Origin of the sequence: Pseudoalteromonas denitrificans DSM 6059, assembly GCF_900112265.1 — a bacterium.
GTDB lineage: Bacteria > Pseudomonadota > Gammaproteobacteria > Enterobacterales > Alteromonadaceae > Pseudoalteromonas > Pseudoalteromonas denitrificans.
Window position 1 is genome coordinate 1 of record NZ_FOLO01000106.1, and the last position, 5,333, is coordinate 5,333.

The window sequence follows — 5,333 nt, forward strand, 5'->3', positions numbered from 1 at the left end:
AGAGGCATTTAGGGATACAAAAAATGAGTATTATGGTCTTGGATTAAAGCGCAGTAGAAGTAATAATATAGAGCGATTGCAGGCTCTATTATTAATAGCTTTAATTGCTCAGTACACATTGTATCTTATTGGAAAGGCAGCAGAAATATTAAAATATCATTACCACTTCCAAGCAAACACAATAAAGAAAAGACGAGTATTATCTTATTGTTATTTAGGAAAAAGAATTCTGACACATAAAAATTATCATATACCAGAATGTATCATTAAAAAGGCTCAAAGAAGCCTCATAAATGAGATTAAATAAAATGGAAAAGATATGGGGAGCCCTAAGGCTTTAGCCTTGCTCTTATAAAAAATCAGGCAAGTTAGCCCAAAGGCTAACCAACAAAGTTTAAATCTCAGAAAAACATATCACTATTACAAATTACTCTTAGTTTTTGGTGTATTTGCTAAGTAATACCTATTCATATGTGACAATGTAATATTATTATTACGATGGTGTCCTACAATGCGTTTAATTTTTAACTTTTCTTTCCTAACAAATTCAAAAAACTCTTTTTCAACTTGTGACATGTGAGTCGCAACAGTATTGTCAAAAGGTACTTCTAAAAAATCTCCTTCATAAATAATTTCACTTTGTTCAAAATATGCAAAGCTTTGCCCTTTACTGTGAGAGTTTTTTGGAATATAAAATCTAACACCATTTATAAGTTGTTTATTCACTATTGTTTGAAATTTAAATTGCGCAATCTCACCTTTAAATTTGGGGTATGCTTTAATGGCTTCAATACTGTATTCATCAGCTAAAATTGTGATATTTTTTTTAGCATATGCCGTCAAACCACGCATATGATCACTATGCGCATGTGTGATATAAACAGACTTTATTGTTTTTTCGGGTATATTTTTATTAATGAATGATATTACTTTATTAGAAGTTTTATCTGAAATAGGAGCACCAAATACCATTAACCCATCATGATTTTCTTTCACAAGCACATGCCTATCACCTGAGACATGATTTATGAGATATAAGTCTTTAGCAATTTTTATAAACTCAAGAGGTTTATCTTCTTCGTTAATAATTGGACCATATCCTGAAGGGAGAAGCAGTTTTGACTTTTCTATTTTGTTTATAGGTTTAACATTATTAATAATAAACTGTTTATTTAATACATTTTTAACCAAATAATCAACTTTGCTTGCATAGGTAATTCCGTTACTTTTAACAAAGTCATTATAAGTAAACGTTGCATTTTTCTTTGAAAAATAAACTGACTTAAGCTCAATTGGATGAGTATTAAAAATATAACGTACAAACATATTATCTTTTTGTGGTACTTGTATAATCGCTTGGTTATTCTTTTTAAATGTGACCTTAATTTTTTTAGTACTTACTTCTTCTAAAAGTTTATCAACAACTAAAAAATCGGCAACTCCAATCATGCTTTCTTTAAAATCATTCATCTGAGCATCAAATTTGAGTACCTGCTTGCCCTGCTCAAAACCATTTATATCATAATAAAGGGTGTGTAATTTTTCACTAAAATACACATTATCAAAAATGAAACCGCCTGGGTAATATGACTGTTCGTTTACATAAAATTGTTTTTTCTCGATATCAAAATCAAAAAGGTATGTACTTTTAATTAAATCTGGTTTTTTATAGTGATAGCTCTGAAAAGCAATCGGTTTAAGCTCTTCATAGGAAATAGAGAATTTATTTAATGGCTTACTGAATTCATAATGAGATCTAATGCTTTCGACTATACTTTGCTCAGTTAAATCCTTATTGTTGTGTGCCTGTAATACATTCGCATATAATGATGACATGACTAATAATGTGACTATTTTAAACTTCATATTTACTCCTTTAATTACTTTCATAAACGCCATTTAATATATTTTTTATCAAATGGAATAACTTATTCATCTTTATAACCTTTACGGATCAACAATTAAAATAAGAAATGATTCATATTGTCGATATCATATATTTATGTTCATATAGGAACAATATCTAATATCAGAAAGGACTTTTCTCATTAAAAGAAAAATAGATCTTATTAAAGCCATGCGTACATTTTTAGTGGTCGTTGAAAAGCTCAGCTTCAGTGGCGCTTCAAATCAGCTGAATTTGGCCGTATCAGCCGTCAGCAGACAAGTCGCAGAATTAGAAGAGCACTTTAAGTGTCAGTTACTATATCGTACGACCCGCTCTATGAAAGTAACAAGTGATGGCGTGTATTTTGTTGAACAATTCAGAGCTTTATTAAGTCAGTTAGACAACCTTGAATTCCATGCTGATAACAGACTCCAAATCATTAGGGGTGAGTTAACAATAACCAGTCCAAATAACTCTAGTGAGCTTGGCATTTCAACTCTTATCAGTGAGTTTTTAAAGTTGTACCCTGAAGTTCGCATTTCTTGGCAACAACTTAACCGATATACCAATTTAGTTGATGAAGGCATAGATTTAGCTTTCAGGGTCGGCGAACTCCCTGACTCTAGTTTAGTGGCACGTAAATTCAAAGAGTTAGAAGTACTATTTGTTGCAAGTCCTGAATACTTAAAAGTACATGGCATCCCTTCGCATCCTAAAGACTTAGTACAGCATGCCTGCATCATCGAACTTTCTACTAAACAGCCTTGGCGCTGGCGATATCAAGAAAATCAACAAACCTTGTATATAAATGTTAAAGGTAAAATCGAAGTAAATCAGGGGGAATTATGCGCAAAACTTGCAGCTGATGGCCATGGTATTATTCAAATTCCTAAGTTTATGATTCAAACATATTTAAATAATAAAGAACTCATTCCTATTTTAGAGTCATATCAAGTTAACCCTTTAAATATGTCTCTCGTTTATTCTCCCAGTCGCTTAATTAATCCCGCATTAAAAGGTTTTATTGATTTTGCTTTAAATCAGCGTTAGAAATACAATCTCACATCTGTAGGCGAAATTTTAACCTGGCGTTTTAAGAAATATTACGAAAATTTACAGCAGTTAAAACAATAATGAGCCTAAAGGCCAATCTACAAAAAATGAACTTCGTGGGCGAGGCTTTAGCTTTGCGTTTTAAAGGGTGTTAAGAATACTTACAGCAGTTAAGGCAGTAAAATAATGAGCCTGAAGGCCAATCTACAAAAAATGCACTTCGTGGGTGAAGCTTTAGCATTGCGTTTTAAAGGGTGTTAAGAATAATTACAGCAATTTAAACTACAAAATAATTAGCCTAAAGGCCAATCTACAAAAAATGCACTTCGTGGGCGAAGCTTTAGCTTTGCGTTTTAAAGGGTCTTAAGAATAATTACAGCAATTTAAACTACAAAATAATTAGCCTAAAGGCCAATCTACAAAATAATAGCCTGAAGATCAATCTCAATAATTTAAAAACTTCAAGCCAATTAAAAGCTCAAACGCTCTTTTAATATTGTGGCATTTCGCCTTGATATTTCGAGCATTTTTCCATCATTCATTGTAACAATATATCCATCACTGATAGCTTCAGACATATTTTTAATTGCATTTAAATTAATAATATATTGTCGATTTGCTCTAAAAAAATGTTGCTTGGGTAATCTTGCTTCAATACTACTTAAAGGTTTTTTTATAAAAGCATTATTATGTTCGAAAAATATTCGAGCATAATTTTTACAACTTTCAAAATAATCTATCTCACTTAGTTTAACTAAAAAGCATTGCTCACCGTTTTTAAAAAATAGCTTATTTGACATTTCAAGTATGGGTTTATCATCCAGTTGTCCCTCAATTTCGGAAGCGGTTTTAAGCTTATTTATTGCACCTTCAAGTTTATTTAAACTGATAGGTTTTAATAGATAATCAACTGTTTGATATTCAAATGATTGAATTGCATGTTCAGAATAGGCAGTTGTAAAAATTACTTTAGGCGAATAATGAATTGCATTTAATAACTCAAAACCTGTACCACCTGGTAAATGAATATCTAAAAAGAGTAACTCAGGCTCTAGCTCCTTTATTAGGGAGATTGCTTGCTCAGGATTTTCAGCTTGCCCAATTATTTCAATATCACTAAAATTTGCCAACATAGAAATTAATCCGTGGCGTGCTAATCGAGAGTCTTCAATAACCATTGCTTTCATTTTAAACCTCTTTTGGCAATGTAATTATGACCTTAAAAGTGTCACTTTGATTGATCACTTTTATACTCGCTAACGCGTCATATAATAATTCAAGTCGCTGCTTAATATTGACTAACCCAATTTTTGTGGTTTTATCACTTCTAAATTTTAAGTTTTCAGCTGGTTTGTCATTTGTTACCATAAATACCAATTCATTGTTTTTCTCATTAATATTTACAAGCACATTACCGCCTTCTGGTAGTTGCTCAATGCCATGTTTTATCGCATTTTCAACTAATAACTGTAATAACATAGGTGGCATTAAATACTTTTTTAAATGCGCTTCAACTTTCACTTCAAATATCAATCTATGTTCTAATTGAATTGATTGAATTTCAATGAATTTTTCAATTATCTCTAGCTCTGTACATAAACGCACTTTTTCTTTTTGACTACTTTCAAGAGAGTATCTTAATAACTGAGCTAAGTTTGTGATCATGTCATCTGCTTTTTTTTGATTCTCGTAAATCACAAATCGGATATTATTGAGAGAATTAAACAAAAAATGAGGATTAAGTTGATTTGACAAACTGGCAAGCTGAGCGTCTTTCAAACTATTTTGTAAACGTAAATTATTAAGCTGAGTTGTGTGTACTTTTCGATTTTCAATTGAATATATATAGATAAACCCCCATCCACATGCAATTACTTGATATGTAAAAGTTAAAAAAACTAATTGACCAATAATCACACCAAGCACTTGATCTGGTTTAGTATTTTCTAACTGAGGCTGTAGTATAAATGATTGCGTGCAATACGTTAAAACACAAGCAACCAAAACGCCAGATATCGCAGAAAAAACAAAAACAATCAATATGATTTTACTTATTTGTAAACTTTGCCAACTTCTTGTTTTATATAAATAACGAAACACTAGGGGCTGTTGATCTTTCACATTGGCAGCCAAATCATTGCACACGCCAGTGCTAGCATACTTTCAAACTGTAACTTTAATTTATCATATCTTGTAGCTATAGCACGGAAGTGTTTCAGTCTTGCAAATGCATTTTCAACTAAGTGCCTATATTTATATAAGCACCAATCTATATCTCCATTACCCGTTTTTGAGTTCTGCTTTCTGGGGATCACAGGGCTTGAATTTCTCTCTCGAACTTTATTTCTAATCGCTTCACTATCATAGCCTTTATCCGCGATAACAAAATCAC

5 protein-coding genes and 1 pseudogene are annotated in these 5,333 nt (G+C 31.6%); 2 read left to right on the plus strand and 4 right to left on the minus strand.

Translation table 11 applies throughout. The annotated features are described in order from the left end of the window. Positions 1 to 307: pseudogene (locus tag BM088_RS27620) on the plus strand (IS4 family transposase); the annotation flags it as partial. Between the two features lie 113 nt (positions 308 to 420). Here the strand turns inward: BM088_RS27620 and BM088_RS26660 are convergent. Continuing rightward, positions 421 to 1,866, minus strand: a complete 1,446-nt coding sequence (locus BM088_RS26660) for an MBL fold metallo-hydrolase (RefSeq protein ID WP_091991942.1) — start codon at positions 1,864 to 1,866, stop codon at positions 421 to 423. A gap of 211 nt (positions 1,867 to 2,077) precedes the next feature. On the opposite strand from BM088_RS26660, the gene BM088_RS26665 reads away from it, so the two are divergent. Further along, positions 2,078 to 2,938: a LysR family transcriptional regulator gene (locus BM088_RS26665; RefSeq protein ID WP_245763941.1), complete on the plus strand. Its 861-nt coding sequence runs from the start codon at positions 2,078 to 2,080 to the stop codon at positions 2,936 to 2,938. Between the two features lie 473 nt (positions 2,939 to 3,411). Here the strand turns inward: BM088_RS26665 and BM088_RS26670 are convergent, their stop codons facing one another. The 3 genes from BM088_RS26670 to BM088_RS26680 form a co-directional block, all read right to left on the minus strand. After that, a complete protein-coding gene (locus BM088_RS26670; RefSeq protein WP_091991946.1) occupies positions 3,412 to 4,128 on the minus strand; it encodes a LytR/AlgR family response regulator transcription factor in 717 nt (238 codons plus the stop codon). A gap of 1 nt (position 4,129) precedes the next feature. Next, a complete protein-coding gene (locus BM088_RS26675; RefSeq protein WP_177208197.1) occupies positions 4,130 to 5,062 on the minus strand; it encodes a sensor histidine kinase in 933 nt (310 codons plus the stop codon). Next, positions 5,059 to 5,333: transposase (locus BM088_RS26680; RefSeq protein WP_143085172.1), on the minus strand; the 275-nt coding region annotated here is incomplete at its 5' end. The genes BM088_RS26675 and BM088_RS26680, both read right to left, overlap by 4 nt.

What these genes read in the sequence shown, in the direction of transcription:
- BM088_RS26660 (WP_091991942.1), bottom strand. Translation starts at nt 1,866, where the DNA reads ATGAAGTTTAAAATAGTCACATTATTAGTCATGTCATCATTATATGCG.
- BM088_RS26665 (WP_245763941.1), top strand. Translation starts at nt 2,078, where the DNA reads ATGCGTACATTTTTAGTGGTCGTTGAAAAGCTCAGCTTCAGTGGCGCT.
- BM088_RS26670 (WP_091991946.1), bottom strand. Translation starts at nt 4,128, where the DNA reads ATGAAAGCAATGGTTATTGAAGACTCTCGATTAGCACGCCACGGATTA.